This is a genomic window from Dehalococcoidia bacterium, assembly GCA_025054935.1.
Taxonomy (GTDB): Bacteria; Chloroflexota; Dehalococcoidia; order SpSt-223; family SpSt-223; genus JANWZD01.
Genome location: JANWZD010000012.1, coordinates 36,101 through 62,676 on the forward strand (window position 1 = coordinate 36,101; position 26,576 = coordinate 62,676).

At 66.9% G+C, this 26,576-nt stretch carries 25 protein-coding genes; 7 read left to right on the forward strand and 18 right to left on the reverse strand.

What is annotated here, in order from left to right; all coding sequences use genetic code 11:
• Nucleotides 1–17 precede the first annotated feature (17 nt).
• The 17 genes from NZ773_12590 to NZ773_12670 all read right to left on the reverse strand — a co-directional run bounded on the left by NZ773_12590 (nt 18) and on the right by NZ773_12670 (nt 16,188).
• Complete coding sequence (locus NZ773_12590) at nt 18–1,607, reverse strand: ABC transporter substrate-binding protein (GenBank protein ID MCS6802761.1); 1,590 nt, start codon at nt 1,605–1,607, stop codon at nt 18–20.
• Complete coding sequence (locus NZ773_12595; protein ID MCS6802762.1) at nt 1,604–2,617, reverse strand: LLM class flavin-dependent oxidoreductase; 1,014 nt, start codon at nt 2,615–2,617, stop codon at nt 1,604–1,606. Before NZ773_12595 ends, NZ773_12590 begins: the two co-directional genes overlap by 4 nt.
• Complete coding sequence (locus tag NZ773_12600) at nt 2,617–3,462, reverse strand: ABC transporter permease (GenBank protein MCS6802763.1); 846 nt, start codon at nt 3,460–3,462, stop codon at nt 2,617–2,619. The genes NZ773_12595 and NZ773_12600 overlap by 1 nt, the downstream gene beginning before the upstream one ends.
• Nucleotides 3,459–4,406 carry an ABC transporter permease gene (locus tag NZ773_12605; GenBank protein MCS6802764.1) on the reverse strand — a complete coding sequence of 316 codons (948 nt, stop codon included), beginning with the start codon at nt 4,404–4,406 and terminating at the stop codon, nt 3,459–3,461. Before NZ773_12605 ends, NZ773_12600 begins: the two co-directional genes overlap by 4 nt.
• 521 nt (nt 4,407–4,927) lie before the next feature.
• Nucleotides 4,928–6,349, reverse strand: a complete 1,422-nt coding sequence (locus NZ773_12610; GenBank protein MCS6802765.1) for an NADH-quinone oxidoreductase subunit N — start codon at nt 6,347–6,349, stop codon at nt 4,928–4,930.
• Between the two features lie 7 nt (nt 6,350–6,356).
• Nucleotides 6,357–7,844, reverse strand: a complete 1,488-nt coding sequence (locus tag NZ773_12615) for an NADH-quinone oxidoreductase subunit M (protein MCS6802766.1) — start codon at nt 7,842–7,844, stop codon at nt 6,357–6,359.
• 1 nt (nt 7,845) lies between these two features.
• Nucleotides 7,846–9,837, reverse strand: coding sequence for an NADH-quinone oxidoreductase subunit L (nuoL, locus tag NZ773_12620; protein ID MCS6802767.1), 1,992 nt, complete (start codon nt 9,835–9,837; stop codon nt 7,846–7,848).
• Between the two features lie 73 nt (nt 9,838–9,910).
• Nucleotides 9,911–10,105 carry a hypothetical protein gene (locus NZ773_12625; protein ID MCS6802768.1) on the reverse strand — a complete coding sequence of 65 codons (195 nt, stop codon included), beginning with the start codon at nt 10,103–10,105 and terminating at the stop codon, nt 9,911–9,913.
• Nucleotides 10,106–10,109: 4 nt separating this feature from the next.
• Nucleotides 10,110–10,442 (reverse strand): NADH-quinone oxidoreductase subunit NuoK, encoded by a 333-nt coding sequence (gene nuoK / locus NZ773_12630; protein ID MCS6802769.1) that lies wholly within the window; start codon nt 10,440–10,442, stop codon nt 10,110–10,112.
• On the reverse strand, nt 10,442–10,945 hold the full coding sequence (locus tag NZ773_12635) for an NADH-quinone oxidoreductase subunit J (GenBank protein MCS6802770.1): 504 nt from the start codon (nt 10,943–10,945) through the stop codon (nt 10,442–10,444). The genes nuoK and NZ773_12635 overlap by 1 nt, the downstream gene beginning before the upstream one ends.
• Complete coding sequence (locus tag NZ773_12640) at nt 10,942–11,508, reverse strand: NADH-quinone oxidoreductase subunit I (protein MCS6802771.1); 567 nt, start codon at nt 11,506–11,508, stop codon at nt 10,942–10,944. Before NZ773_12640 ends, NZ773_12635 begins: the two co-directional genes overlap by 4 nt.
• A 12-nt stretch (nt 11,509–11,520) precedes the next feature.
• On the reverse strand, nt 11,521–12,753 hold the full coding sequence (gene nuoH, locus NZ773_12645) for an NADH-quinone oxidoreductase subunit NuoH (protein ID MCS6802772.1): 1,233 nt from the start codon (nt 12,751–12,753) through the stop codon (nt 11,521–11,523).
• Nucleotides 12,753–13,874 (reverse strand): NADH-quinone oxidoreductase subunit D, encoded by a 1,122-nt coding sequence (locus NZ773_12650; GenBank protein MCS6802773.1) that lies wholly within the window; start codon nt 13,872–13,874, stop codon nt 12,753–12,755. Before NZ773_12650 ends, nuoH begins: the two co-directional genes overlap by 1 nt.
• Before the next feature lie 8 nt (nt 13,875–13,882).
• Nucleotides 13,883–14,341, reverse strand: a complete 459-nt coding sequence (locus NZ773_12655) for an NADH-quinone oxidoreductase subunit C (GenBank protein MCS6802774.1) — start codon at nt 14,339–14,341, stop codon at nt 13,883–13,885.
• Entirely contained in the window at nt 14,338–15,006 is a 669-nt protein-coding gene (locus NZ773_12660) for an NADH-quinone oxidoreductase subunit B (GenBank protein MCS6802775.1), read from the reverse strand. The genes NZ773_12655 and NZ773_12660 overlap by 4 nt, the downstream gene beginning before the upstream one ends.
• A gap of 3 nt (nt 15,007–15,009) precedes the next feature.
• Nucleotides 15,010–15,378, reverse strand: coding sequence for an NADH-quinone oxidoreductase subunit A (locus tag NZ773_12665; protein ID MCS6802776.1), 369 nt, complete (start codon nt 15,376–15,378; stop codon nt 15,010–15,012).
• Nucleotides 15,379–15,843: 465 nt separating this feature from the next.
• Complete coding sequence (locus NZ773_12670; GenBank protein ID MCS6802777.1) at nt 15,844–16,188, reverse strand: signal peptidase I; 345 nt, start codon at nt 16,186–16,188, stop codon at nt 15,844–15,846.
• Nucleotides 16,189–16,460: 272 nt separating this feature from the next.
• On the opposite strand from NZ773_12670, the gene NZ773_12675 reads away from it, so the two are divergent.
• The 5 genes from NZ773_12675 (at nt 16,461) to leuD (ending at nt 23,112) form a co-directional block, all read left to right on the forward strand.
• Nucleotides 16,461–17,930: a hypothetical protein gene (locus NZ773_12675; GenBank protein MCS6802778.1), complete on the forward strand. Its 1,470-nt coding sequence runs from the start codon at nt 16,461–16,463 to the stop codon at nt 17,928–17,930.
• The gene (locus NZ773_12680; protein MCS6802779.1) at nt 17,927–19,210 is read left to right on the forward strand and encodes a hypothetical protein; all 1,284 of its coding nucleotides are present in this window, start codon (nt 17,927–17,929) and stop codon (nt 19,208–19,210) included. The genes NZ773_12675 and NZ773_12680 overlap by 4 nt, the downstream gene beginning before the upstream one ends.
• Nucleotides 19,211–19,241: 31 nt before the next feature.
• The gene (locus NZ773_12685) at nt 19,242–21,023 is read left to right on the forward strand and encodes a hypothetical protein (GenBank protein ID MCS6802780.1); all 1,782 of its coding nucleotides are present in this window, start codon (nt 19,242–19,244) and stop codon (nt 21,021–21,023) included.
• 70 nt (nt 21,024–21,093) lie between these two features.
• A complete protein-coding gene (gene leuC, locus NZ773_12690) occupies nt 21,094–22,506 on the forward strand; it encodes a 3-isopropylmalate dehydratase large subunit (protein ID MCS6802781.1) in 1,413 nt (470 codons plus the stop codon).
• Nucleotides 22,507–23,112: a 3-isopropylmalate dehydratase small subunit gene (gene leuD, locus NZ773_12695; protein ID MCS6802782.1), complete on the forward strand. Its 606-nt coding sequence runs from the start codon at nt 22,507–22,509 to the stop codon at nt 23,110–23,112.
• A 34-nt stretch (nt 23,113–23,146) separates the two neighbouring features.
• Here the strand turns inward: leuD and ffh are convergent, their stop codons facing one another.
• Nucleotides 23,147–24,493: a signal recognition particle protein gene (gene ffh, locus NZ773_12700; GenBank protein MCS6802783.1), complete on the reverse strand. Its 1,347-nt coding sequence runs from the start codon at nt 24,491–24,493 to the stop codon at nt 23,147–23,149.
• A 125-nt stretch (nt 24,494–24,618) separates the two neighbouring features.
• On the opposite strand from ffh, the gene NZ773_12705 reads away from it, so the two are divergent.
• Entirely contained in the window at nt 24,619–25,539 is a 921-nt protein-coding gene (locus tag NZ773_12705) for an ABC transporter permease (GenBank protein ID MCS6802784.1), read from the forward strand.
• On the forward strand, nt 25,536–26,453 hold the full coding sequence (locus tag NZ773_12710) for an ABC transporter permease (GenBank protein MCS6802785.1): 918 nt from the start codon (nt 25,536–25,538) through the stop codon (nt 26,451–26,453). Before NZ773_12705 ends, NZ773_12710 begins: the two co-directional genes overlap by 4 nt.
• Nucleotides 26,454–26,576: the final 123 nt, after the last annotated feature.

A 26,576-nucleotide genomic window follows, 5' to 3' on the forward strand; every position in this document is an offset into this window, starting at 1 on the left:
GCAGGAGAAAGGCGCCATTACGACAGCTTCTCGACCGTATCGAAGGTCGGCTGGAAGTTGATGCGCTGGCGGAGCCCGCGGATCGTGCGGCGGTAGGCGTAAGGCGCTTTTTCGTGATAAAGCGCAAAGACGGGGACCTCGGTAGCAGCGATCTCCTGCAGCCGCTCATAGATCGCGAACCGGCGGCGCGGGTCGCGCTCCTGCCGTCCCGCTTCGACGAGCTGGTCGACTTCGTCATTGCGGTAGCCGCCGCGGCTCGTCGTATTCGCGCCGCCGCGCGAGTACATGAAGTTGCCCATGATGAAATCGGGGTCGCCGTTCGCCCAGCCCAGCTGCCCGAAGCGGAGCGCCCACTCTCCCCGATTGACGACGTCGGTCAGGGCGGCGGTTTCGAGCTGCTGCAGCCGGAGGTCGATGCCGAGCGGCCGAACGACGACCTGCAGATAGGCCGCGATCTCCTTGTACGGCCGCGCCTGGCCGGCGCCATCCGTGTAGGGGAGCAGCGCCTCGACGCGGCGATCCCCGAGCGCGGCTCGGGCAAGCCGCGCCGCCTCGGCAGGATCGTAGCGGGGCGTGCCCTTCGGCGAGAACCAGCGGGCGGAAAACGGCGAAAGCAAGCTCCGTCCCGGCTCGCCGAACCCCCGCACAATCTCCTTCGTCACTTCTTCCCGGTTGAGCGCGAACGCCACCGCTTGGCGGAGCCGAACGTCATTGAATGGCGGCTGCCCGCAGTTGAAGAAGAGATACTGGGTGATCGAGATCGGGTCTGACCCGACAATGATGTCCGGCTCGTTCCGCAGCTGCTCGGCCTGTGCCGGCAGGATCGCTCCCAGTTCCACGAGCGCGTCCACCTCGCCTGCCCGCAGCGCCGAGACGCGCGTGTTCGGGTCGGGAAGGACGCGCGCTTCGATGCGGCGGACGCGGGCGCGCGGACCCCAGTAGCGGTCGTTCCGCTCCAGAATGGCAAATTGGCCGCGCTCCCACTGTTTCAGGATGAAGGGCCCGGTCGCGGCCGGGATATCGAGGAAGTCGCCGTTCGGCGCGAACGAGGCGGGCGAGAACATTGCCGAGAAGAAGTTCGACATCGTCGCCTCGAGGAGCGGATACGGCCGCTCATGGACGATCTCGAAGGTGTACTCATCGATCGGCCGGAGCTCGGCCACCGGACCGTAGGCGACCGGGGCGTTCATCGCGGTGTAGGGCGACGTTCGCGGGGAAATCTGGAAATTGCGCTCGATATTGCGGATCGCGGCGGCAGCGTTGAACGGCTGCCCGTCGGTGAAGGTGACCCCGCGTCGGAGGGTGAAGGTCCAGCGCAGGCCATCGTCCGAGAGCTGCCAGCGCTCGGCCAGCCACGGGACCGGCTCCAGCCCATCGCCAAGCCGGATCAGCGGCTCGTGGACCATCAGCGAGGTGTGCGTGAAGTAGGGGTCTTGGGGCCCATTGGCGAGGTCGCGCGACAGCCCGACCCGAAGAGTCGCCTCGAGGTCGGGCTGCGGCGCGACCGTCGCGGAGCCGGTCTCTTGGAGGCGGCACCCGACGAGGGTGCCGAGGGCGCCAAACGCAATCCCGCCCAGTACTGTCCGGCGGGAGATCGTGCGGGTCATCGTCTCGCTCCTTTCTTCTCCGAGCCGTTCGCGCGCCAAGCACGGAACTCCGGGTGATGCAGCACGGCCGACGCGAAGCGCTCCAAGTACATCAGGGTCTCCTCGGCGCTCAGCGCGCCGTTGCCGTTGAACACGAAGCGAAAATGGTCGGCTCCCTGCTCGGCGATCAGCTGCTCGAGTGCGCGCCGGCAGCCCGCGCCGTCGCCGATGATCGCCTGCTCGGCGCAAAACTCCGCAAAGGGGCGCTCGCGGAACGGCTGCCCGCGCTCGCGCGCCAAGGCGCGCCGGCGGTCTTGGACCGCCTGCCAGAGCCGGACCGCGAGGTCCTTCGCTTCCGCCGGTGTCCGCCCGATGCAGACATAGCGGCTGAAGGAGACGCGCCGCGGCCCCTCCACGCCGAGCGCTTGCCGCGCCTTCTCGAGGAGCGCAAGCTGCCGCTGCTCTGGCGGCTCGAGGCTGAGGAGAAGCCGGTAGCCGCGGGCCGCCGCAAATGCGATCGTTTCGTAGGAGGCGCCCGCGACGAAGATCGGCAGCGGCTGGGCCGGCCGCAGGGTCACGGGCAGGTCGGCGAAGCGCCAGCAGGCGCCCTCGGCGCTGACGGCGGGCGAGCTCCACGCCTTGAGCAGGAGGTCATGCGCCTCGAAAAAGGCGGCGCGGCGCAGGTCGTCCGGAACGGCGCGGCTCAGGCCGGGGCTGGAGCCGCGGCCGATCCCGACATCGAGCCGGCCGCTCCCAAGCTCGTCCAACTGGGCCAGCGCTTCGGCAAGGAGGACAGGGTGATACAGCGGCAGGACGACGACCGAAAGCCCGACCCGGATCGTGCTTGTCCGCGCCAGGGAGGCAGCGGCAAGCAGCAGGGCAGAGGGCGCGCCGCTGAGCCCCTCCGAAAAGTGCTGCTCATTGAACCAGACCGAATCGAATCCCAGCTGCTCTGCTGCCTGCACCAGCGACAGCAGCGGCTCAGGATGGCGGATGCCGCGCTGCAGTCCCGCGACCCCGAGATGCACCATCAGTGCGTCCTCCACCGCGGGTCGAGCCGGTCCTGAATGGCATCGCCGACAAGATTGGCGAGGACGGCAAAGCCGACAATGCACACTCCCGGAGCGAGCATCAGCCACGGCGCGGCGCCGAGGTAGGCGCGGCTCTCCGCAAGCATCGTCCCCCAGTCTGCCGAGGGCGGCTGCGTTCCAAGCCCCAGAAAGCTCAGCGCCGAAACAGTGAGCAGCGCTTGGCCGAGGTTGAGACTGGCGAGCACAACAACGGTCGGCACTGTTGCCGGCAGCAGATGGTGGCGCGCGATCCGCCATGGGGTCGCCCCGATTGCGGTGGCCGCCTCGATGAACTGGCTGGCGCGGACGCTCGCTGTCACGCTGCGGACGATCCGTGCTTCTTCGGCCCAGCCTGCGCCGATCAGGGCGATGACGACGGCAAGCCGCCCCGTTCCGAGCGTGCCGAGGATCGCCAAGGCGACGAGAAGGCCCGGCAACGCCAGCAGCATGTCCAACAGCGCGCAGACGAAACGATCGACCGCGCCGCCGCGCGCCCCGGCGAGTATCCCGACCGCAGCGGCAAGCGCCATCGAGCCGCTGACGGCGAGCAGCGCCGTCAGCAGGGCCGCCTGCCCGCCGTGGAGGAGACGGCTGAGGACATCGCGGCCGAGCTGGTCGGTGCCGAGCAGCGCCTCCGGCCCCGGCGGGAGAAGCCGGCGGCCGAGCGCGATCTCGTTGGGGTCGGCGGGCGCAAGCGCGGGCGCAAGGAGCATGAGTGTCAGGCTGGCCCCAAACAGGAGGACGGGCGCCCACGCGCGCGTGGCGCGCACGGCGCGCGCGCGAAGGAGAGGAGGAGCGACGGTCATCGCGCCCTCCATCCGCCGAGCGCGACCCGCGGGTCGACCACGCTCGTCACCACGTCTGTCACGAAGTTCGCCGCGATCACCATCGAGCCGGTGAGGAGGACATAGCCCGCGATCACGGGCACATCGCGGCCCGAGATGGCCGTAATCACCGCTGTCGCCATGCCCGGCCAAGCGAAAATCGTCTCGACGATGACCGTGCCGGCGAGGATATTGCCGAACCGGACGCCGACAGAGGCGATCAGCGGCGCGGCGGCGGCGCGCAGGACATGCTGGATGGCGACCGTCCGTTCGGGGAGCCCCTTGGCGCGCGCGGTCCGCACGAAGTCTTCGGCCAGCACGCTCCGGACCGCGGAGCGCGTTAGGCGGAGCGTTGCGGCAGCAGGGACGACCGACAGCGCCGCCACGGGGAGGATGAAATGCTGCCACGCGCCGTACCCGGCGACCGGCAGCAGACGCAGGCGCTCGGCGACGACAACACTCAGCCCGATCGCCAGCAGGAAGGACGGCAGCCCGGCGGCAAGAACGATCGCGCCGCGCACGCCGAGGTCGACCGTCGCCGACCTGCTGAAAGTGACGGCGAGCCCAAGGCCGAGGCCGACGACCGTCGAGACGACCAGCGTCGCGAGGCCGAGTTGAACCGTCGGCCAGATCCGCTCGCCGAGGATGGCCAGCACCGGCCGGCGGCTCAGGATCGACCGGCCGAGGTCGCCCTGGATGACCCGCCCGAGCCAACGGACATATTGAACGGGAAGCGGCGCGTCAAGCCCGAGCTGCCGCCGATACTCGGCCAGCAGCTCCGGGGTCGGTGTCTGACCGTCCTGCTCGAGCGCGATCAGGGCGGGGTCGCCCCGCGCAGCGCTCACCAGCAGGAAGGCGGTGATGGTAATGACGAAGAGAGTAGTGAGAGCGAATATCGCTCGCTGCGCGAGATACCGAATGGCCATCACTGGCCATCCCGCGCGGGGCCCGCCAAGCACGCGCCGACGGGGGGACAGGTGCTGCCCATCGCTGGTCCCCCAGAAGCAGAATCGCTCGCCGTGGGACCTCCCGACCGCCGCGCTGCTCGGCACAGGGTCAGGTCGAGTGGGCGAGGCGACCGGACTCCAGCCTCACGGGCTGATTACCGTTGCGGCACAGTGCCGGAATTGCACCGGACTTCGCTCGCTGCCCCTCTCAGGGCAATCCCACCCGAGCGTGGGCAGGACTGTAGCAGGGAGGATGTCGGCAGATCAAGGGCGGGGACGGCGGCTGCGCCGCAGGATCAGGCAGAGAACCCGCCCGTCTCGGCACAGGCGCGCCGGGCCGCGTCCCTTCCGCGGAGGCGCTCCGCTGCCGAGCCTCGCCACGCGCCAGAACGCGAGACCGTCCTCTTCGCGCGCGAGCGGCCAAGAAGCTGGGCGCAGCGATCGGCTGTGATCCGTCTTGAGCGACGACTGCACTATGCCCCGATCTACCTTCCCGGCGGTTAGGGCGCAAGAGTGCGCGAGGCGAGGTCGGACAGCGCGATCAGCGGATTGGCGAGGAGAAAGACGACCACGACGCCGATCGAGGCGAGGGCGACCGCGGCGACCGTCGGCGCGGCGGCCGTCACCGCCGTCTCTTCGTCGGCGGGCAGCAAGTACATCGCCCGGACGATGCGCAGGTAGTAGTAGGCGGAAACGGCGCTGTTCAGCACGGCGATCACGACCGCCCACGCCAGCCCCACTTGGACCGCCGCGCTGAAGAGGTAGAACTTGGCGAAGAAGCCGGCGGCAGGCGGCAGGCCGGTGAGCGAGATCAGGCAGAGCGTCAGCGCCGCCGCGAGGAACGGCGCCCGCTTCGCCATGCCGTTGTAGGCGCTGATCTCGTCGCTGTTGAGCCGGTTCGAGATCGCGATCACGGCTGCGAAGGCGCCGAGGTTGGTGATCGCATACGCAAGCAGGTAGAAGATGACGGCCGAACGGCCGAACTCGGTCTGCACCGCCAGCCCGAGCAGGACGTAGCCGGCTTGGGCGATCGAGCTGTAGGCGAGCATCCGCTTGATATTCGATTGGACCAGCGCCGCGATATTGCCGAAGGTCATCGTCAGAACCGCCAGCGCCACCCAGAGGACGCTCCAGTCGACCGGGAAGTCCGGCGGCAGCGCCAGCCAGAAGAAGCGGAGGATCGCCGCGAAGGCCGCCGCCTTGCTCCCCACCGACAGCAGGGCGGTAATCGGCGTCGGCGCGCCCTCGTAGACGTCGGGCGTCCACATCTGGAACGGCACCGCCGACACTTTGAAGCCGAAGCCGGCGACAACCAGCGAGAGCGCCAGCAGCAGGACGCCTCGGTCGGGGGAATGCGTCACGCTCAGCTCGCGCGCCATCGCCGCGTACGTCGTCTGGCCGGTCAGCCCGTAGAACAGCGCCATGCCGTAGAGCAGGATCGCCGACGACAGCGCGCCGAGCAGGAGGTATTTCATGCTCGCTTCGGTCGACTTCTGGTCCTTCAGGAAGCCGGCAAGGGCGTAGAACGAGATGCTCATCAGCTCGATCGCGATGTAGGTCGTCATCAGCTCGGTCGCGCTCGAGAGGAGCATCATCCCGGCGACTGCCATCAGGATGAGCGAGAAGAACTCGCCGCGGTAGCGCGGAAAGCGGTCGGCATATTCCACTGCCGCGAGCAGCCCGAGAGCGGCGATGCCGAGGAAGAACAGCTTGAAGAACAGGCTGTACGGGTCGACCGCGACAGCATCGAGCAACGAGCCCCGCTGCGTCCAGAGGGCGAGCGTGAAGCCGAGCGGCGCCAGCAGTCCGACGAGCGAAATCGTCGCCAGCGTCGTCTTGTTGCGGACGACGAGGTCCAGCATCAGGACGACCATCGCCAGCGTGATCAGCGAAGCTTCGGGCGCGATGAACAGCAGGTTCATAGCAGCATCATCCGCCGAGCCGAGCAAGGATCGGCTGCAAGCCAGATTCAAAGACGCGGGTCAGCACTGTCGGGTAAACGCCGACGAGCACGATGATGGCAACGAGCGAGAAGAGCGGCACCATGTCGATCGGGTCGGCGTCGGTGAGATGGGCCCACCGCGGATTGAGCGGCCCGAAGAAAACGCGCCGGTACATGAACAGGATGTAGCCCGTGGCGAGCAGAACGCCGAAGGCGCCGAGCACGGCCGCCCACGCATAGGCTTGATAGGAGCCGAAGAAGATCAGGATTTCGGCGACGAAACCGGCGAGCGACGGCAGGCCGAGCGAAGCGAGCCCCGCGATCAGGAACACTGTCGCCAAGACCGGCATCCGCGCCGCGATCCCGCCGAAATCGGCGATCTGGCGCGTGTGCGCTTTGTGGTAGACCACGCCGACCGCCGCGAAGAGGAGGCCGGTGATCGTCCCGTGGGTGAACATCTGGAGCGCGGCTCCGTTCAGGCCGAGCATATTCAGCCCGGTGACGCCGCCCGCCACGCCAAGCAGAACATAGCCCATATGCGACACCGACGAGTAGGCGACGAGCCGCTTCATGTCGGGCTGCATGATCGTGACGAGCGCGCCGTAGAGGATGCTGATAACGGCGAGGGTGACGAGGAGCGGCGCGTACGCCTGCATCTGCTCGGGGAAGATCGTCAGCAGCACGCGGAAGATGCCGTAGGCACCCATCTTCAGCAGGACGCCGGCAAGCAGCACCGAGATCGCGGTCGGCGCGTCGCCGTGGGCATCCGGCAGCCAGGTGTGGAGCGGCCAGACCGGCAGCTTCACCGCAAACGCGATCAGGATGAAGAAGAACATTAGGGTCTTCAGCGGCGCAGCGTAGCTCTGGTTGGCAAGCGCAAAGATATCGAACGTCGCCTGAGCCGAGTTGAAGTACAGCAGGAGGATGCCGACGAGCATGAACGCCGAGCCGGCGAGGGTGTAGATCAGGAACTTCATGGCAGCGTACATCCGCCGGCCGCTGCCCCAGATGCCGATCAGGAGATACATCGGGATCAGCTCGACTTCCCAGAACAGGAAGAAGAGGAAGAAGTCGAGCGCCATGAAGACGCCGAACACCCCGGTCTGCAGCAGGAGCAGCAGGATGTGATATTCGCGGACGCGGGTGTCGATGGCGTTCCAAGAGATGAAGACGGCGAGGAACGAGAGCAGCGCGGTCAGCAGCACGAGGGGGGTCGAGAGGCCGTCGACGCCGAGGTAGTAGTCGACATTGAACTGCGGCGAGGTGGGAATGCGGATCCAGGGCAGCCGCTCGACGAACTGGAGACCGCCTCGGTTCAGGTCGTAGGCGAAAAAGAGATAGCCTGAAAGCGCGAGCGCAAGCCCGGTGACGACGGCAGTAACAATCCGCACCAGCCGGTCGTTCCCGCGCGGAAGAGCGAGCAGGATCAGCGCGCCAACCACCGGCAGGAAGAGGAGAACGCTCAGCAGTCCCACGCTACCTCCCGATCAGCCCGCCGGTCCAGACGAGGGACACGACGAAGAGCAGCACTGCGCCGAGCGCGAGGAAGATGCCGTAGTACTGCACGCGGCCGGTCTGCCAGCGGCGGAACCCCTCGCTCAAGACGCTGAAGAGCGTCCCTAGGCCGTTGACGACCCCGTCGACGATGTTCGTGTCGAACCAGCCGAGCGCCCGCGAACCGCGCAGGAACAGGAGGTTGATCGCGCCGTCATACAGTTCGTCGAGGTAATACTTGCGCTCCAGCAGCGTCGTCACCGGCCCGAAGGCGCGAGCGACTGCCGCGGCACGGCCGGGCACGGCGTAGAGGAACCAGCCCGCTGCCAGCCCTGCGAGCGCGACCGCGGTCGAAAGCGCCGCGATCGTCAGGTTGATCGGCGGCGCTGCGCCGTGAACGCCGGGCACGTTGTGCAGGTAGTGATGAAACCCGCCGCCGAGCGCCCAGAAGCCAGCGACGGTCGCCGGCACCATCAGCACCATCAGCGGGAGCGTCATCACCCACGGCGATTCGTGCGGCGTCGCGCCGTGGTGGGCCGGCGCCGGCATCCCCGGCACGAGCGCAGGATGGGCGTCATGGCCATGCTGCTCCGCCGAGCGGTGGTCGCTGCTCCCGTGCTCCGCGTGGCTGGCAGCGCCCCGGTGAGCGCCGAAGAAGGTGAGCATCAGCAGCCGCATGATGTAGAACGCCGTGAGGAAAGCGGTGACCTCGGCGATCACGAACAGGATGACGTTCCCGTGAATGAGCGACTCGGCGATGATCTCGTCCTTGCTCCAGAAGCCGGCGAAGGGGAAGACGCCGGCGAGCGCGAGCGCGCCGACGACGAAGGCAGCGAAGGTGACCGGCATGAAGCGCCTCAGGCCGCCCATCTCGCGCATGTCCTGCGTTCCCGCGCCGTGGATAACCGAGCCGGCAGCGAGGAAGAGCAGCGCCTTGAAGAAAGCGTGGGTGAACAGGTGGAAGATGCCGGAAACGAGCGAGCCGACGCCGAGGCCGAGCATCATGTAGCCGAGCTGGGAGATTGTCGAGTAGGCGAGCACCTTCTTGATGTCGGTCTGAACGAGCGCGATCGTCGCCGCGAAAAGGGCGGTGACCGCGCCGATCCAGGCGACGATGGTGAGCGCCGCCGGGACACCCGCTACTCCCGTTGCAGCTTCGAAGAGGGGGAAGGTTCGGGCGACGAGGTAGACGCCCGCGGCGACCATCGTCGCGGCGTGGATGAGCGCCGAGACCGGCGTCGGACCTTCCATTGCGTCCGGCAGCCAGACATGGAGCGGGAACTGCGCCGACTTGCCGATGGCGCCGGCAAACAGACCGAGGGCGGCGATGAGCAACGCCCCGGCCGCGATCTCCTTCGCCTCAGCGGCGGCGATTAGCCGCGGGATATCGGTTGTGCCGGCGGCGACGAAGAGCGCCATCAGGGCGATTGCGAAGCCGAAGTCGCCGATGCGGGTGGTGATGAACGCTTTCTTGGCCGCCTCAGCAGCCGACGGCTTGGCGTACCAGAAACCGACGAGCAGGAACGACGACAGGCCGACCAGTTCCCAGCCGACATAGACGAGGACCAGGTCCTGCGCCAACACCAAGCCGAGCATCGACACCGAGAAGAGCGAGAGGTAGGCGAAATAGCGGCTGTAGCCGGGGTCGCCGGCCATGTAGCCGATCGAGAAGAGGTGAACGAGGAAGCTGACGCCGGTGACAACGACGAGCATCACCGCTGTCAGGGCATCGATCTGGATCGAAAAGGGGAAAGAAACTTGGCCGACCTGAATGAACGGGATGGCGGCACGGAACGGCTCGCTGCGCGTGAAGAGGGCGAAGAAGAACGGCAGCGAGAGCAGAAACGCCGCACCGACCGCGAAGGTCGAGACGTAAGCGGCAATCGCCCGGCCCCGCAGGACGAGAGCGTTCAGCAAGAACGCCAAAAGCGGCAGGAAGAGGATCAGCCACGCTAGGTCGGCAGTCACGGTCATCGCTCCTCGCTCCACGGCGGTCGGGCTGCGGGCAAGGCGGCAGGGAGCTGGGACGGGAAAGGACGTCGGGTCATCAGGTGTTCCTGAGCGCTTCTTCGGCGACGTGGTCTTTGCCGAGCGGCACGAGCACAACATAGCGGGCAGCCTCGCCCCGCTGGCGTTCTTGGGGGTGGGGCCAGGCCATCGCCGGCACGCCGCCCGCCTCGAACAGCTCGCGCCACATCTGCGCCATCTTCTTGTTCGGGACTATCCGCGCGACGATGTACACCGCATCACCACTTCAGCAGATTCAGCCGGTCGGGGTCGATCGTCTCGCGCCGGCGGTAGATCGCGAGGATAATGCCGAGCCCGAGCGCCGCTTCGGCGGCGGCGACGGTCAGGATGAAGATCGCGAACGCCTGCCCGGTCAGGGGGACCGGCTGGCCGGCAACCGTCGAGACGGGGCCGAAGCGCGAGAAGGCGACCAAGGCGACGTTCACGGCGTTGAACATCAGCTCGATGCCCATCAGAATGGCGACCGCATTGCGCTTGGCGAGCGCGCCGTACAGCCCGATGCAAAAGAGCATCGCGCTGACGACTAGGAAATGGTTCAGCGTTACCGGCATCATCCGCGGTCCTCGCGCGCGATCACGATCGCCCCGATCATCGCCGCCAGCAGGACGACGGCAGCGATCTCAAACACCAAGACGTAGGGGTTGAAGAGCGCCTTCGCAATCAGCATCGTCGTGCTCTCCGGCAGCGCCGCCATCGTCGCGGTGGCGGGAAAGACGCCGGCCGCCAGCACGACCGCCATCACCACAAACAGCGAGAGCGACAGGCCAAGCGCGGGGATCCACTGCCGCCCTTCTTGGTTGCCCGATTGGATCTGATGGGTGAGCATCACGGCGAAGACGATCAAGACCGCGATCGCCCCCGCATACACCATGATCTGAATGCCGAAGAGAAAGTCTGAATTGAGGACGAGATACAGCCCGGCGACGGCGAGGAAGACGACGGTCAGAAAGATCGCCGAGTGAAACAGATTGCGCGAGCCGACGACGCCGACAGCCGCGACGACCGCGACGATCGAGAGCACCCAGAACGCGATCGCGGGAGCAACGTCGGTCATCGCTCCTCCCTCGTCGTGCCGGACGGCAGCAGGTCAGCGAGGCGCGGCAGCGAGGCGAGGGAGGCCGCCTCCTCGTTTGCCCGCGGCGAGGGGGCGACGAGCGGCAGATTGATCCGGTCGGGCAGGTCGGTGGCATATTCCGGCACGCCAAACTCGCTCGGGTCGTTCGGGCCGTCGATCAGCTGCTGCTTGGTGATGTACATCGTCCGCCGGTCGTAGGTCGCCAGCTCATAGCGGCTGCCCATGAAGACGGCGGCGAAGGGACACGCCTCAACGCACAGCCCGCAGTACATGCAGCGCTCGCCGTGGAAGTCGTAGCGGTCGACGACGCGCCGCGAGGGGTCGATCGGGTGCGGATGCGTTTCGATGACGATGACGCCGTGGGGGCAGGCCTTGGCGCACATTGAACAGCCGACGCAGCGATCCTCATACCAGACAAACGACGTGCCGCGGATGCGCCGCGGGATCGGCAGCCGCTCTTCCGGATATTGGACCGTCACTGGTTTGCGGAAGAAGTGCTTCATCGTGACGGCCATCGCTTTCAAGATGCCAAACCCGTTCATGCTGCGCTCCAGTTACGACTGCGCCGAGACCGGCGCTCGGGCTGTCATTGCGGCTTGCGCTGCGAGGCGCCGCGCACGCATATCCTCTGGGCGATTAGCGCGGCGCGGCAAGCGCGAGAGCGCCCAAAGCACGAGCGCGCCGGCAGTCACCCACTGCAGGATGGCGACCGCAAGCAGCGGCACGCCGGGGATGAGCAATCCGAGCGAGGTAATCAGGATGCTCAGCAGCGCCAGCGGCACCAGTACCTTCCAGCCCAGGTTCATCAGCTGGTCGATCCGCAGCCGCGGGAAGGTCGCCCGCATCCAGATGAGCAGGAAGAAGATGAAGTAGCTCTTCAGGATGAACAGCAGCCACGGCGGCAGGACCTGGTCGAGCCAGAACAGCTTCCAGCCGCCGAGAAAGAGCACGTTCAGCATCGCCCCGAAGGCGAGAGCATGCGTGTACTCGGCGGCGTAGAACATGATGAACGCCATGCCGCCGTACTCGGTGTGGTAGCCGGCGACGATCTCGCTCTCCGCTTCGACGATGTCCATCGGCGTCCGGTTCGCTTCGGCGATCGAGGCGACGGTGAAGACGAACAGCGCGAGCGGCAGGATGAGCGCGTAGACGACGGTCTGCTGATTGGCGATTGTGAGCGTGTTCATCGTCCCGGCAATGAGCACCACGCTGATCACCGCCAGCACGAGCGGCACTTCATAGGAGACAAACTGGGCGACAGCGCGCATGGCGCCGAAGAGGGCGAACTTGTTGTTCGACGCCCAGCCGGCCATGAAGGCGGCGAAGGCGGCAAGGGAGGTGATCGCTTGGAAGTAGAGGACGCCGATGTCCATCGAGACAGGCGTCATCGTCGGCCCAAAGGTGAAGACGGCGAAGCCCATGAATGCGGGGATGAAGGCGACGATCGGCCCGAGCATGTAGATCGGCTTGTCGGCGCCGGCCGGGATGACCAGCTCTTTTCCGACCCCTTTGAGCGCATCGGCGATCAGCTGCAATGTGCCGTTCGGCCCGACACGGTTCGGCCCAATCCGGATTTGGAAGCGGCCAAGCAGCCGCCGCTCGCCGAAAACAAGTACGACATTGCTGACAGCGACCCACAAGAAAGCGCCGACAGCGCCGCCGAACCCAAAGAGAAGATAGATCACCCAATCGGGCAAGCCGGTCTGCGCCTGCAGCCAGGCAAGGACCGTCCCCCACATGCTGCTCAAGTTCCAGATGAACTGGTAGTAGAAGGCGACGAAGTCCATCAGCGGTCAACCTCGCCGACGACGATATCGACCGAGCCGAGGATGACGATCATGTCTGCCACTTTCCAGCCGATGCACATTTCGCGGAACGGCGTCAGGTTGATCAGCGACGGGGCGCGAACGTGAAAGCGGTAGGGCGCGGTCGTGCCGTCGGAGACGAGGTAATACCCCAGTTCGCCTTTCGGCCCTTCCACCGCTTGGTACACCTCGCCCTTCGGCGGGCGGAACGTGCCCGAGACAAAGTCGGGGGAGAAGGGATGACGCACATCCCCCTCCGGAAGCCGCTCGAGGCACTGCTCGATGATCCGCAAGCTCTGGCCGACTTCCCAGAAGCGGACCATGAAGCGGTCGTAACAGTCGCCGTTCTGGCCGACGATGACATCGAAGTCGACTTGGTCGTAGTAGAGGTACGGGTTCGCTTTGCGGAGATCCCAAGCGACGCCCGAGCCGCGCAGCATCGGTCCGCTGCAGCCGCAAGCGATTGCCAGCTCCTTCGGCAGGATGCCGACGCCCTTCGTGCGCGTGATCAGCAGGTCACTGTTCGCCAGAAAGTCGTAGTACTCATCGATCCGGCCGGGCATCTCGTCAAGGAACCGCCGAAGGGCAGGGAAGAACTCAGGCGGCACGTCCTGCGCCACCCCGCCGATCCGCATGTAGTTGGTCGTCAGCCGTTGGCCGCAGGTCATCTCGAAGAGGTCGAGGATCTGCTCGCGGTCGCGGCCGATCATGTACATAATCGCGGTGCCCCAGCCGCCGAGGTCTTGGAAGAACGTTGCGGCGGCAAAGAGGTGGCTGGCGATCCGCTGCAACTCGGCGAAGATCATGCGCAGCCACTGGGCGCGCGGGGGCGCTTCGATCCCGGCGAGCTTCTCGACGGCCAGCACGTAGCCGAGCTCGTTGCTCATTGCCGAGAGATAGTCCATTCGGTCGGTGTAGGGGATGCACTGGGTGTAGGTCTTCTCTTCCGCCAGCTTCTCGGTGCCGCGGTGGAGATATCCCATCACGGGCTTCAGGTCGACGATCGTCTCCCCGTCGACGGTCAGCTGCACGCGAAAGACGCCGTGCGTGCTCGGATGCTGCGGTCCGATGTTGACGACAAACGGCTCGGTCTTCAGTGCCATGGTCTGCTCTACTGGGCAAGCGGAAGGAAATCCTTCCGCAAGGGATGGCCGCGAAATTCCTCCCACAGAAAGAGGCGCCGCAGGTCGGGGTGTCCGGCGAAGCGGATGCCGAAGAGATCGTAGATCTCGCGCTCTTGGAACTCGGCGGTCTGCCAGAGGTCGACCAGTGACGGCACGACCGGGTCGTCCCGAGTGTCGGTGCGCACTTTCAGCGCCAGCTCGTGGTTGTGCTGGAGTGAGCGCAGCACATAAACGACCTCGAAGTAATCGTCCTCGATGTAGTCGACCGCAGTCTCCATGACGAGATAATCGAAGGCGAGCGACGGCTCATCACGAAGATACTGACACACCTCGACCAGCGAAGCTGGAGCGAGCCGGACCCCAAACGCATCGACAGCCTGAACCGCGTCGGGAAAGCGCGCTCGGATCAGGGCGGCGACCTCTGTTGGAGGGAGGATGGTCGTCATGCGGTTGCCCGAGCTGACTGGGTGGACCAGTCCTGCACCTGATAGGCAGCGCCGGAGTCAATCCGCTCGCGGCGGACGATGCCCTGCTTCTGGATCTTCTTGTGCAGCAGCAGGATCCCGTAGAGAAGCGCGTCAGGGCGCGGCGGGCAGCCGGGTACATAGACATCGACCGGGATGATCATGTTCACCCCGGGGACGACGCTATAGCTGTTGAAGTAGGGCCCGCCGGCATTGGCGCACGAGCCCATCGAGATCACCCATTTGGGCTCGGGGATCTGGTCGTAGATCCGCCGGATCGGAGCCGCCATCTTCCACGTGACCGTGCCCGAGACGATGATGAGGTCAGCCTGGCGCGCCGAAGGACGGAACGCCTCCATCCCGAAACGCGCGATGTCGTACCGCGCCGTTGTGCTCGCAATCATCTCGATGGCGCAGCAGGCGAGCCCAAACATCAGCGGCCAAGTGGCGGACTTGCGCGCCCAATTCAGCACGAGGTCGACGCGGGTCAGGAAGACATTGCGGCCGATCAGATCCTCGGTCGGAATTTCGTCTGGATACGGCACCCGCGGCGCGCCGTAGAGGATAGGAACCTCGGTTGAGCCGGAATCGTGCAAGACGACGCCCGGCGGTGGCTGGATCAGCCCTTCCCAACGCTCGGTCGTCATCGGCTACCTCCACTCCAAGGCGCGGCGCTTCCACTCATAGGCAAAACCGACCACCAAGATGAGCAGAAAGATCGCCATCGCCACAAACAGCCCAAGGCCAAGCTGGGCGTCGACCGCCTCCCGGAAATACACTGCCCACGAGAAGAAGAAAATAGCCTCCACATCGAAGACGAGAAAGATGAGCGCATATAGATAGTAACGAGTATTGAATTGCACCCAAGTTGCGCCTTCTGTCTCGATGCCACACTCGTAGGCGGTCTCTTTGACCGGGTCTGGCTTCTTCGGCGCAAGGAACCGTTCGGTGACGATGCCGCCCAATGGAAAGAGGATCCCAAAGAAAAGGAAGAACAGTAAGTAGACGTAGTCGCCCACGACGGTCCTCCGAAGGGCGCCCTCGGCTGCCGCAGCGTTCCTGCGCCTGTCCGACCGCGGCGATTATCGCACAGCTCTGAGAAGGCGAGCAAGTGAAAGTTGTAACAAGCGTCCAGCCCGCCGCTGTGCGGCGGCTTCTCGCGGCGGCCGCGCGCCCGTTCGGGGCGCAGCAGATGCGCGGACAGCGCGACCGCGAGCGGCGACTCCCGCTCCAGCGACCCTGACAGCGCAAAGCCGGGGCCCTGCCGTTCCTTGCCGCGAAACGGAGGCGGGCATCCTGAGAGGTGCAGCAGTATCGTTGTTGCGCGGCCCGCAGAGCGCGGCGACCCCGCTTGGGGCAGACGCCTCGACGGTCTGCCTGCCCCGATGAGAACGGGACACCGGCGCCGCCCTCGCTTGGAAGCGGCGCGCCGAGGAGCGGGGTGCCGCTGCTGGGCGCCGGCGACGACCACGAACTGCGTCGCCTCAGCCGCGTTTGGACGAAGGCCAGCGCACGGTCACGACTACTGACTCGGCGTCGGCGACCCAGCGATGCGAGAGACCGGGCGGCCAATGAGCAAAGTCCCCCTCTGCGGCGAGAAGCGCCTCGCCATCGGGAAAGAGGATGCGGAAGCGGCCGCGGACGAGAATGCACAGCGTTGTCGCTTCATCGGCCGACCATTCCTGCCGGGCATCGCCGGCAGCGTGCCGCGCCCACTTCACTTCTACCTCATCGGAGTGAAGCGGTCCTTCAACGAAGTGGCCGACGATCCAGCTTCGATACGGTGCGCCCGCCGCGAACGCGTTGCCCACGGTCACGCGGTCAATCATCGGCCGGTGGCGATGAGGCGTCTCTCGCTGCGGTGGGAAGAGCGCCGGCGCAGCCGGCCGCCGTAGTGGCGTAGGCGGGCAGGGAAGTGCCGCGCGCGGCTGCCGGCGGGGCAATGAATGCCGGGCCGCTCAGGAGGCTGACGTGCTGCAGGGCGCGTCTCTTTGCCGGCATGGAGAGCATATTGTACCGCTCCCATCGCTTGAGTAGGATCTCGCCGCCTCGGCGCGGGGTAGCGGGACGGCCCCGCTCCCGCGAGGCAGTTGGATGGAGCGTGCCTGCCCTGATCTTGGCGGTCGGCCTAAGCGCGGTCGCCATTGTCCCTTTGCTCTCGCCGGGGTTCTTCCACAACCATGCCGGGCTGTTGCCGGCCTATCTCGCGGCACGCCCGCTTGGCTGGGCGACGGCGCTCGGTCTTCCGGCACTTGGCCCACTGCCGCACGCTGCGCTGGCGCTGGTCCAGCTCGTGTCGCCGGAGCCGGCGAGCGCGCTCAAGCTCCTGCACGGCGCCGCGCTCCTCGCCGGGACAGTCGGCGCGTTTGCCGCCGGGGCGGCGCTCTGGCGCCTCGCGCGGCCGACCCGCGCTGCTGACGCTTGGCAGGGCGGCGTGCTCGCGGCCACGCTCTACGCCGCGGTGCCGCTCCGGCTCGCTGCCACCTATGTCCGCGGTGACCTCGGCGAAGCGTTCGCCGGGGCTTTGCTCCCTTGGCTCGCTGCGCTGGCGCTGGGCGGCGCGCCGCCCGCCGCGCTCGCGGGGGGAGCCCTCGCGTTGGCACTCGCCCAGCCGGCGCTGGCTGCTGGGGGCGCGCTCGCCGCGCTCGCGCTGCGGTGGGCGGCCGGCCGGCGCGCCTTCCCCGGGCCTGCAGTCGCGCTCGCGAGCGGGGTCGCCGTCGGCGTTGCGGCGTGGCTGCCGAGTTGGCGCAGCGTAGGCGTGGCGCCTGTTTCGCCCGATTCGGTCCAGCCGGCGCATCTCTTGCTCGCCCGCTGGGGATACGGCACATCGCCGGAGGCAGGGATGCCCATCCAGCTGGGGGTGGTGGCAGTCGGCGGCGGCCTGATCGCCCTCCTTGCCGGTCAATGGCCCGGCCGGCTGAAGGCAGCGCTAGCCGGGATAACCGCCGTCGCGGTCGCGCTCAGCCTCGCGGGACCGCTCTGGTCGCCGCTGGTCGCGTTCGTCGGCCAGCCGTGGCTGCTGCTTGGCCTCGCTGCGCTCACTCTCGTCCTGCTCGCCACGGGCCTGCCGCTGCCCGCAGGACGCGAGGCGGTCGCCAGCGTCATCGCGCTTGCGCTGGTCGCGCTCGTTGCCGTCTTGAACGCGCTTCAGCCGATCCCGCTGGCTGCCCTGTCGCGCGGCGACCCGGTGCTGGCTGTCTTCGGTGACCGGGTCGTCCTGCTCGCCAGCCATCGCGATCCGCCGGCTGCTCCCCGGACGATCACGGTTGATTGGCAGGCGCTCGCCGATGGGGTCGAAGACTATCGGGTCCGACTGCGCCTGCTCGATCGTGACGGCGCGCCGGTCGTCGAACGCGACTTTGTTCCCCTGAACGGCGTCCGTCCAACCGGCGGGTGGGTGAAAGGCGAGGTGATCCGCGACACACTTCCCCTGCCGGGTGGACTTCCCCCGGGCAGCTATCGGGTCGGGATCGGGCTTGTGCGCGCAAACGGCGAACGGCTGCCGGTCCGCGACCAGCAGGGCGGCCGTCCCGCTGACGAAGTGATCCTTGCCGAGGTGACAGCGCCGTGACCGACGTTGAAGCGCTGGCTGCCCACTCTCCCGTCCGGGCGGCCGCGAAGGCGGTGCGCGGGGTGCGCGCGTCGTATCCGGCAGCAGCGCTCCTCCTCTCGCTGATCGCTGGGTGGCCGTTGCTTCATCCCGAATTCCTCGGCGGCGCGCCCGGCGCGCTCCGCAGCCTCGAGCGGCTGCTGACGCTCGAAGCGACCGGCGCGTGGCCGCTTTGGGTCGATGCCGAGGGCCCTCTTCCCGTCGTGCTGGCGTGGGCGCTCGCGAAGGCCGGAGCTGGTCCGCTCATCGCCATCAAGCTGGTTATGGCGATTGCGGTGGTCGGTTCGGCGCTGACGATGTACTGCATCGCTGCCGACCTGTGGGGGCGTCGGGGAGGGCTGCTCGCGGCGCTGCTTTTCGTCTATGCCCCGACGCGGCTGGTCGACCTTTACGTTCGCGGCGCCGTCGCGGAGGCGCTCGCCTGGCTCTCGCCGCCGCTTCTGCTCTGGGCAGGGCGCCGCGCTATCCTCGCCCGTTCTGCTCGATCGGCTGGCGCTGCCGGCGCTGCTGCCGGGGGGGGCGTGCTCTTCCTGCTGCTCACGCACCTCGGCGTCGCTCTGCTTGCGCTTCCGGCGGTCCTGCTGTTCTTCGCCTGGACGCTGCTGACCGCGCGCAGGGGAGAGAAGCGGGGCGCTGCTTGTGGGAGGAGGGCGGTCGCGCTGAGCGGCGCCGCGCTGGCAGGGGCGCTTCTCAGCGCGGCGCTGCTCGCTCATGCCCCGCGCGCCGCTGCCGGCGATCCTGCCGCCTTCATTGTGTTCCCGCATCAACTCCTTTCGCCGCGCTGGGGTATCGGCGCGCCGGCGCCGGGTCCGGATGACGCGATCTCCTTCGATCTTGGGCTTGCACCGACCACGTTGACCCTTGCGGCAGTGGTGCTCGCCTTCTGGCAGCGCGAAGGACGCCATGCTGCCTTGCGGCTGAGCCGGCGCCGGCGTGCCGCGCTCGGGTTCTTCGCGACGCTCGCGCTGATCGCGACGCTGCTTACCTTACCGCCCACCCTGCCCTTCTGGTCGGCGCTGCCTGGCGCGGCGGCGCTCGAACTGCCTTGGCGGCTGCTCGGCGTGGCCGCTCTTGCCCTTGCCGCTGCCGGCGGTGCCTGCGGACTGCTCTCCTTCGGCCGTCCCGCGGGGCAGGTCGCCCTCGTCACCTTCATCGGCGTTGCCATCCTCGCCGTCTTCCCCTATCTCCAGACGCCGGAGGGCATCTTTCGGCCGCCGCCCCCGGGCGCGCCGCTGCGCTGAGCGGACGCTGGCGGCTTTCTATACTCTCGGCGTGCGGGGAAACAGGAAGCTGGACCGCGGGATGCTGGTGGTGGCGGCGCTCTCGCTGGCGGCGTGGGCGCCGCTGCTGACGGACGGCTATTTTCTGAACGCCCACGACGCTGCGCACAGTCTCATCTTTGTCACGCAATTTGAGCAGTCTCTGCGCGACGGGGCGATCCTGCCTCGCTGGGGGCCGGATTTCGCCTTTGGCTACGGCTATCCGCTCTTTGTCGTGTACAACCCGCTCAGCGCTGGGTTGGCCGGCCTGCTCAGCCTCGCCGGCCTAGGCACACTCGGCGGGGTGAAAGCCGTCTATCTCCTCGGCTTTGTCGCAAGCGGCTTGACGATGTATCTCTTCGTCCGCGCACTCTTTGGGAGTGCTGCCGGCGTGCTCGCGGGGGTCCTCTATGTCTACGCTCCCTACCGGTTTGTCGACGTCTACGTGCGGAGCGCTGCCGCCGAGTCGCTCTCCTTCGTCTTTCCGCCGCTCGTGCTGTGGGCCGCGTACCGTCTTGCCCATCCCCGCGGGCCCCGCCTCGGCGTCGTGATTGCCGGCGGTCTTGCCCTCGGAGGGCTTGTCCTCACCCACACGGGGATGACCGCCATGGTCGCGCCGCTCCTTGCCGCTTGGGCGCTCTTCCTCGTTGCGCGGCGCGGCTGCCGGCTGCGCTGCCATCCCGCGTTCGCGCTCCGGTCCGTCGGCGCGACGGTGACCAGCCTTGCGGCGATGGGCGGCGTGGCGCTCGCTGTCTCCGCGGCCTACTGGCTGCCGATGCTCGCGGAGCTGCGCTACACCAAGAGCGATCAATGGACCGGCTATCCCTTCACCGACCATTTTGTCTACCCGTTTCAGCTGCTCTCGCCCGACTGGGGGTATGGCTTCAGCGGGCCGGGACCGCGGGATGAAATGGCATTTCAGCTCGGCATCCTTCTCGTGGTGCTGACACTGCTCGCGATCAGCCGGCTTGGGCAGCGGCGCAGCCGGGGAACGGTGCTGTTCTTCCTCGGGGCGACCGCAGTCGCGCTCGCTCTCCTCTGCCCACCGGCGCTCGTCATCTGGGAGGCGGTGCCCCTTGGCAGCGTGATCCAGTTTCCATGGCGGCTGCTGGGGATCGTGGCGCTAACGACTGCGGTAGTGGGCGGCGCGGCGCTGCCGGCGCTCGCCGACCGGCTCTCGCCGGCGTGGGCCGCGTTCAACCGGAGGCCCGGACTGCTCGCTCCGCTTCTCCTGCTCGCGGTCGTTGCGAGCCAGGCCTATGCAGTGCCGCAAGCAACGCCGGTCACCGCTAACGATGTCGCCCCCGGCGCCGTCGTTGAGTTCGAACTGCGCTGGGAGAACCGCACTGGGGCGACGGCCTTTGCGACCGAGATCCCGACCACCTCTCCTCTCGTCGAGCAGTATCGTGCCGGCCGCCCGCTGCAGAAAGCCGTCGCTGCCGACCCTGAGGCGACGGTCACGATGCTCCATCACGGCGGCAGTTCAGATGTCGTCCGGGTCACTGCGCCGCGTCCGACCGAACTGACCTTCCTCACCTACGACTTTCCCGGCTGGACAGTCTATCTGAACGGGGAGCGCGTTCCTCATCGTCGCGCCGGGCCTCACGCTCTGATTGCGCTCGATGTTCCCGCGGGGGAGCATGTCGTCGCTGCTCGCTTCGAGCATACGCCCGTTCGGCTCGCGGGCGAACTGATCAGCGGGGTCACCCTCCTCGGGCTGCTTGCTCTTGCGCTTGGTGTCCTCTGGCGCCGCGCTGCGCGTGCGGTCAATACGTGCCTCGCCGCCGGGCGCTAGTTGCACTGGCCGATCGCTTTGGATACAGTCAAAACAGCAGACCCGTGAGGATAAGTAGAGGAAGTGCGCCGTGGCCCCGAAGACCATGTTCGAAAAGATCTGGGACGCGCATGTTGTCTATGAAGAGCCGGGCAAGCCGACGCTGATCTACGTCGACTTGCACCTCATCCATGAGGTCACGTCGCCTCAAGCGTTCGAGGGACTGCGGCTTGCGGGACGGCGCGTTCGCCGGCCGGATCTCACCGTTGCCACGGTTGACCATGCCGTCCCGACGTGGTCGCGCGATCTGCCGGTGACGGACCCGATCGCCGCTACCCAGATCGCGACCATGGCGGCGAACGCCCGCGAGTTCGGCATCACCTTCTACGACATCCGCTCGCCTAACCAAGGGATCGTCCATGTCATCGGGCCGCAGCTCGGCTATACCCAGCCCGGCAAGGTGATCGTCTGCGGCGACAGCCACACCTCGACCCACGGCGCCTTCGGCGCATTTGCGCTTGGCATCGGCACGAGCGAGGTGGAGCATGTCCTCGCGACCCAGACGCTGCCGATCGTGAAGCCGAAGACGATGGAGATCCGCGTCGAAGGGACGCTGCCGCCCGGGGTTACGGCGAAGGACCTTATCCTCGGCATCATCGGCCGGATCGGCACTGCCGGCGGCACGGGCTACGTCATCGAATACACCGGCGAAGCGATCCGCTCCCTCAGCATGGAAGGGCGGATGACCGTCTGCAACATGTCGATCGAGGCCGGGGCGCGCGCCGGCATGATCGCTCCGGACGAGAAGACCTTCGACTACCTGCGCGGCAAGCCCCACGCGCCCCAAGGCGCCGACTTTGACAAGGCGGTGGCGGCGTGGCGGTCGCTCGTGAGCGACCCGGGCGCTGTGTACGACCGGACCGTCATCATCCGCGCTGAGGAGCTGGAGCCGTATGTCACGTGGGGCACCACCCCCGGCATGGTCGCCCCGATCACGGGGCGGGTTCCTCAGCTCGAGGAGTTTGCCCCCGGACCGCAGCGCCAGAGTGTCGAGCGCGCGCTGCATTACATGGGCTTGCAGCCCGGCACGCCGATCCGCGACATCGCCATCGACCGGGTATTTATCGGCTCCTGCACCAATTCGCGGATCGAAGACCTGCGCGCTGCCGCCGCGATCGTGCGCGGGCAGAAAGTCCATCCCAAGGTGCGGGCGATGGTCGTTCCTGGCTCAACGGCGGTGAAGCGCCAAGCGGAAGCGGAAGGCCTAGACCAGATCTTCCTCGAGGCGGGCTTCGAATGGCGCGAAGCTGGATGCTCGATGTGCCTCGGCATGAACCCGGATATTCTCGCGCCGGGCGAACGCTGCGCCTCCACTTCCAACCGTAATTTCGAAGGGCGGCAGGGCAGAGGCGGGCGCACCCATCTCGTCTCGCCCCAGATGGCCGCTGCCGCCGCTATCGCGGGGCACTTTGTCGACGTCCGCGAATTCGTCAAGGAGCGCTGAATGGAACCGCTGCGCGTCGTTACCGGGATCGTCGCCCCTCTTGACCGCCAAGACGTTGACACCGACCAGATCGTCCCCAAGCAGTTCCTGAAGCGGATCGAACGCACCGGCTACGGCCCGGCGGCGTTCTACGACTGGCGCTATCGGGAAGATGGGTCCGAAAATCCGGATTTCATCCTGAACAAGCCGGCCTATCGCGGCGCGAGCATCCTCGTGACGGGCAAAAACTTCGGCTGCGGCTCCTCGCGGGAGCATGCGCCTTGGGCCCTGCTTGAGTACGGATTCCGCGTCATCATCGCGCCGAGCTTCGCGGATATCTTCAACAACAACTGCCTCCAGAACGGCATTTTGACGATCACGCTGCCGGAAGAGCAGGTGAACGATCTCATCCGCCGCGCTCTCGAGCAGCCGGGGATGCAGTTGACGGTCGACCTCGAGAAGAAAGAGATCCGCGGCGACGGCATTCACCTCCCCTTTGAGGTCGACGAGTTCAAGCGCTACCGGCTGCTGAACGGCCTCGACGATATCGGGCTCACCTTGCAGCATGAGGACGCTATCGCCGCCTACGAGCAGCGCCGCCCGGAATACCTCACGTACGGGAAATAACGGCTCGGCCGCCGGCCGTCATCCGCGCGGCGCGCTAGAAGCGCAGCCGCACTCCCTTCGGCAGTTTCCCAGCGCGCAGCGGCCCGCTCGTGGTCATCTGCTTCATCAGTTTGCGCATCTCCATGAACTGCCGGATCAGTTCGTTGACATCAGCGGGGGTGGTGCCGCTGCCGCGAGCGATGCGGCGGCGCCGACTGCCGTTGAGAATTTCAGGATGGCGGCGCTCTTCTGGGGTCATTGAATAGATAATCGCTTCGATCCGCTTCAGCTGGCGGTCATCGAGCGCGCCCGAGGGCAGGCTCTTGGTGAGACGGTTCATGCCCGGGATCAGCTCGAGGATCTGCTGCAGCGGTCCCATCTTCTTCAGCTGCTGAAGCTGCGCCAGAAAATCTTCGAGGTCGAAGGTCGCCTGACGCATCTTTTTCTGCAGCTTGAGCGCTTGCTCCTGGTCGAAGGCGGCCTGCGCCCGCTCGATCAGCGTCAGCACATCGCCCATGCCGAGAATGCGCGAGGCAAGCCGGTCGGGGTGGAAGGGCTCAATGGCATCGGCCTTCTCGCCGACGCCAAGGAACTTGATCGGCACGCCGGTGACGGCGCGGATCGAGAGCGCCGCGCCGCCCCGCGCGTCCCCGTCAATCTTGGTCAAGATCAGCCCGGTCAGGCCGACCCGCGCGTGAAAGGTCTCCGCCGTGCGGACCGCGTCTTGCCCCGTCATCGCGTCGGCCACCAGCAAGGTCTCGTGCGGTGCGAGGGCATCCCGGATTGCAACCAGTTCGCCCATCATCTCCTCATCGATCGTCAGGCGGCCGGCGGTGTCGAGCAGGAGATGCGTGGCGTTCAGCTCGCGGGCACGGCGAAGGGCGTTGCGGCAGATTGCGAGCGCGCCGACGGCGGGAGGCTCATGATGCACGGGGACATCGAGCTGTCTGCCGAGAGTGACGAGCTGGTCGATAGCGGCAGGACGCCGGACGTCCGCGGCGACGAGCAGCGGCCGCTGGCCCGCGCGGCGGAGGTGAAGCGCAAGCTTGGCGGCGGTCGTCGTCTTGCCGGAGCCTTGGAGGCCGACCAGCATGATGATCGTCGGCGGTTGCGGCGCATGTTCGAGGCGGCTGTTCCCGCCGCCGAGGATCGCCACGAGTTCTTCATGGACGATCTTGATCACCTGCTGGGCGGGAGTGAGGCTGCGGAGCACCTCCGCGCCGAGCGCCCGCTCCTTCACGCGCGCCTCAAACTGGCGGACCACCTTGAAATTGACATCCGCTTCGAGCAAGGCGCGCCGCACTTCCTTCATCGCCTCGTCGATGTCACGTTCATCGAGGCGGCCTTTGCCCGAGAGCTGGCGGAAGACGGCCTGCAGTTTGTCGGAGAGCGAGTCAAACATCGTAACCCTCGTTCTGCTCGATTGTACGGCACGGGCGGCCCGCGGGCAGGCGACGCCGTGGGGAGCGTGCTGGCGAATGCGGATGCTTGCAGGCGCCGTGCGGCGGGTGCTACGCTGCGCGTGGTATGGCGCGGTTTTTGCTCCTTCGCGGAATCCAGCTCGTTGTCGTCATGTTCGTCGTCTCGACGCTGCTGTTCCTGCTCCTGCGCGCCTCAGGCGATCCGGTCATCCTGCTTGCGGGCGAGGGGGCGGATCCGCAGGTTGTCGAGCGGATCCGCGAGGCCTACGGCTTCAACGACCCGCTCTATGTGCAGTATTGGCGGTTCATCTCCGCGGCGATGGTTGGCCAGTTCGGCGACTCGATCGCGGCGCGTCGGGATGCGATGGGGCTCGTGCTGAGCCGCGTGCCGGCCTCTGCCGAGCTCGTCGGCGCCGGGTTTGGGATGGCGGTCCTCATCTCGATCCCGCTCGGGGTGACTGCGGCGGTGCGGCGCGGCCGGGTGACCGGCGTGCTCGCCCAGACCATCGCGTTCGTCGGCCAGAGCGTGCCGACGTTTGTGCTCGGCCTGCTCCTCATCCTCGTCTTCGCCGTTCAGCTCGGCTGGTTTCCTCCCTTTGGCCGCGGCTCCCCCGGGCAACTGGTCCTGCCGGCGGTCACGCTCGGAACGGTCCTGCTTGCCAAAACGACGCGGCTTGTCCGCTCGGGAATGCTCGAGGTGCTCAGTTCCGACTACGTGCGGACAGCGCGGGCGAAGGGGCTGAGCGAACGGGCGGTCATCTGGCGGCACGCGTTGCCGAACGCGCTTATCCCTGTCGTGACGGTGCTCGGGCTGGACCTCTCGACCCTGATCGGCGGGACAGTGATCGTCGAGACGATCTTTGGATGGCCCGGCTTGGGACGTCAGATCGTCGATGCCATTTTCATTCGGGACTACCCGGTGGTGCAAGCCGCAGTCTTTCTGATCGCCATTGCGGTCGTGCTGATCAACACCGCTGTCGACCTGGTCTATCGTATCCTCGATCCGCGCGTTCGGGTGAGCGCATGACCAACCTTGCTCCTGCGGTGCCGCCGATTGTCACGCCAGCCCGACTGCCTCGCGGCCGCGGCCTCCTCTCGCGGCTTGTCGCGGGGCTGCTCCGCAACCCGACGGGGCTGCTCGGCCTCGCTATCGTCATTGTCGTGGTCATCGTTGCCCTGTTCGCGGGGCAGTTGGCGCCGCAAGACCCGATCCAGCAGCGGATTGTGGCGCGGTTGCGCCCGCCGGGCTATGTCTCGGCGAACAATGTCACCTATCTCCTCGGTACAGACCAGTATGGGCGCGATATTCTCAGCCGCCTGATCTTCGGCGCCCGCGTCTCTCTCAGCCTCGGCTTCTCGGTAGTCATTCTCGGAACGCTCATCGGCGTCACGATGGGCCTCGTTGCGGGGCTCGTCGGCGGGGTTGTCGAGGCAGTCGTGATGCGGGTTGTTGACGCGCTCGTGTCGGTGCCGTTCCTGATCGTTGCTGTCGCCGTAATCGCGGTGTTCGGTCCGGGCCTGCAGCAGCTCATCATTCTGCTGACGATGTTTGTCTGGGGCCAGTTCGCTCGCCTTGTGCGCGGAGATGTGCTCTCGGTCAAGGAGAAAGAGTATATCGAGGCGGCATTTGCGATCGGCGCATCACGGCTGCGGGTAGCGTGGCGGCATGTGCTGCCGAACGTCATCTCGCCGGTAATCGTGCTTGCAACCTTCAGCGTCGCGCAGCTGATCGTCGCTGAAGGCGCTCTTTCCTTCCTCGGGCTGGGCGTGCCGCCGCCGACCCCGTCCTGGGGCTCAATGCTGAGCGAAGGGCGCGGCTATATCGACAGCGCGTGGTGGCTGAGCGTTTTTCCGGGGCTGGCGATCACGCTCACGGTCGTTGGCGTCAACTTCCTCGGCGATGCCCTGCGCGATATCTTCGACCCGCGGCAGCATCTGTAATCCCCCTTTTTGACCACGGCGGAGAGGACGAAGTTAGGACTAGGAGCGCTCTCTGCCGACGCCGCCCCACCGATAGACTGAAAACGTACGGAGGAAGCGCCCAGCGCGCGAAGCAATCATGCG